Raw genomic sequence first — 2,658 nt, forward strand, 5'->3', positions numbered from 1 at the left:
GGGTCCGCGCGGACCGCCACGGCCACGCCCAGCGCCCCGGCGGCGCCGAGCGCGGGAGCGCCGCGGATCGCGAGGCGCTTGATGGCGTCGACCAGGTCCGGCACGGAGCGCAGCCGCATGACGACCAGCTCGCCGGGCAGCCTGGTCTGGTCGATCGCGACGATGTGGTCGTCCTGCCAGTCGATGGTCCGCATGTCTCCCATTTTGTCGGTGCCTCGTCCTAGCCTGCCGGCATGAAGCTCAACATGGTCACCATCGACTGTGCCGACCCGCGTTCGCTGGCCGAGTTCTGGACCAAGGCACTCGACCTCGAGGTCGGTTTCGACGCCGACGGCTGGTTCATGCAGCTGCGCGCACCAGCCGATCCCACCCAGCCCTACCTCGGCCTGCAGAAGGTGCCGGAGGAGCGGGCGGGCAAGAACCGCGTGCACCTCGACTTCTCCACCGCCGACCGGGAGGCCGAGATCGACCGGCTCGTCGCGCTCGGCGCCACCCGCGGCGCGGACCACACGGTGCCCGGCCTGACCTGGACCGTCTTACAGGACCCGGAGGGCAACGAGTTCTGCGTCGGCACGGCGCACTAATTCGGTTGCACCCGGACAGCGGGTACGAGAGCCTGCTGCCGTCGGATCAGCACGCCGGTGGTTCGCCGGCGGACGTGAGGGAGGTGGACAGTGACTACGAAGGTCGCCTGGACGCCGCACGCCCGCGTCCGCCCGCCCCGCTGAGGTCGCCTGGTCGTTCTGTCATCACCACGCGCCGGTGGGGCGCTCATCCATGGTCAGAGGAGAACCCACCGTGCGCCTGCACGACATCGATGACTACGCAGACGACGAGGACGCGTTCGACACCCGGCGCGTCCGTCCACGCAAAACGAAGAAGTCGCAGTTCGCCCGCTCGTTCGAGGGCGACTTCGATCCCGAGTCGACCCGTGCGGGCCGGCTGACCGAGCACGAGCGCGGCCGCCTTGCCGCCGTGCGGGAGAGCGCGCTCGCGGGTCCGGAGCCGCCACCGGGTGCGGACCGCTGGTCCACCTGGGGTGACGGCGAGCAGGGCCCGCACCCGCGACCGTCCTGGCTCATCACCGAGCTGGCCGCGGCGGACACCGAGCTGGGCACGCTGAAGACGGGCAAGGAGGCCGAGGTACACCTGATCCGCCGGGAGAATCCGGAGAGCGGGCGGGGTTGCCTGCTGGCCGCGAAGCGGTACCGGAGCAACGAGCACCGGATGTTCCACCGCGACGCGGGCTACCTGGAGGGCCGGCGGATGCGCCGCAGCCGCGAGATGCGGGCGATGGCCAACCGCACCTCGTTCGGCCGCAACCTGATCGCCGAGCAGTGGACGGTGGCCGAGTTCGTGGCGCTGTCGCGGCTGTGGTCGATCGGGGCGCCGGTGCCGTATCCGGTGCAGCGAAGCGGAACCGAGCTGCTGATGGAGTTTCTGGGCGACGACCTCGGCACGGCCGCACCGAGGCTGGCCGAGCTGCGCCCGTCCGGTGAGGACCTGGTGGAGCTGTGGCACCAGCTGGTCGCCGCGCTCGAGCTGCTGGCGAGCCAGGGCATGACCCACGGCGACCTGTCGGCCTACAACCTGCTCGTCCACAACGGACAGGTGATGCTCATCGACCTGCCGCAGATCGTCGACCTGGTCGCCAACCCGCGCGGACCGGAGTACCTGGCGCGAGATGTGGCCAACGTCATGGCGTGGTTCCGTGCCCGGGGCCTGCCCGAGAGCCTGGGCGACCCCGCCGATCTGACGAAGGAGCTGCTGGTCGTGGCCGGTCGCGACTAGTGCGGTGGCCGGAGGAGGACAGCGCGGACCGTGGCGCGATGCCGGGCGAGGTGAACCGATCAGGTAGCCTTTGCCCGAAGCATCGCGAGCGGTCCGTGCCGCTCCCCGCCTACCGAGGCGGCCGCCGATGCACTCACGACCACGACGGCGCCACCGAGGCGCCGGGCTCGTCCGCGCGAGAATGTTCGCCTGCTACCGGCAGAGGCCTCCCGAGACGTGCCACATCGGAGAGGATCCCGTGCCGAACAGCACCGCGCGCCGAACCGCGCGCGCCACGAAGCCGCGCCACAAGCAGGCGCGCACCACCGACCACCGCTCCCGCAACACCGAGCCCCGGTTCAACCCGCGCCATGACGACCGCGGCACCACGAACCACCGCCGCGACGACAACTGGTCGCCGGACCGCGGCCGCCACACCGGCTGGTCCGAGGAGCGCGACACCAACCGCCGCACCGGCGAGCGGGCCAACGGCCGCTGGTCGAACGGCCGCGACAACGCGGGCCGCGACACCACCCGTACCAACGACCGCGGCCGGCCGAACCGCCGCGACTCCTGGGCCAACGACGATGGTCGGCCGCACGGTGACCGGAACAGCAGGAACAACCGGAACAACGCCAGCCACGGCCGGTCCGACGACCGCGCCTACTCGAACCGCCGCGACCGCGATGACCAGCGTGGCTCCTGGACCGACGAGCGCGGCCGCGGCAGCCGCCGCGACTCCTGGGTCGACGACCGCGGTCCCGGCGCCCGCGGCGATCGGCGCACCGACGCCCGCCGGGACCAGCGCGACCGCCGCGGCCCACACACCGGCAACTCGGCGAACCGCGCGAACCGCCGGGACACCTTCGGCGCCGGTGACCGCTGGGC

Annotated in this window: 2 protein-coding genes and 2 pseudogenes; 3 read left to right on the forward strand and 1 reads right to left on the reverse strand. The window is 72.1% G+C overall.

Features of this window, described 5'->3' with window-relative positions:
* Positions 1 to 203 (reverse strand): annotated as a pseudogene (locus tag ACRDTB_RS37925) (S-methyl-5-thioribose-1-phosphate isomerase); the annotation flags it as partial.
* Between the two features lie 30 nt (positions 204 to 233).
* Between ACRDTB_RS37925 and ACRDTB_RS37930 the strand changes: the two are divergent.
* The 3 genes and pseudogenes from ACRDTB_RS37930 to ACRDTB_RS37940 all read left to right on the forward strand — a co-directional run.
* Positions 234 to 584: a VOC family protein gene (locus tag ACRDTB_RS37930; RefSeq protein WP_431437108.1), complete on the forward strand. Its 351-nt coding sequence runs from the start codon at positions 234 to 236 to the stop codon at positions 582 to 584.
* Between the two features lie 214 nt (positions 585 to 798).
* The gene (locus ACRDTB_RS37935; protein ID WP_431437109.1) at positions 799 to 1,791 is read left to right on the forward strand and encodes a serine protein kinase RIO; all 993 of its coding nucleotides are present in this window, start codon (positions 799 to 801) and stop codon (positions 1,789 to 1,791) included.
* A gap of 238 nt (positions 1,792 to 2,029) precedes the next feature.
* Positions 2,030 to 2,658: pseudogene (locus tag ACRDTB_RS37940) on the forward strand (hypothetical protein); the annotation flags it as partial.

The sequence above is a fragment of the Actinophytocola sp. genome, from assembly GCF_050699935.1.
Classification (GTDB): Bacteria; Actinomycetota; Actinomycetes; order Mycobacteriales; family Pseudonocardiaceae; genus Actinophytocola.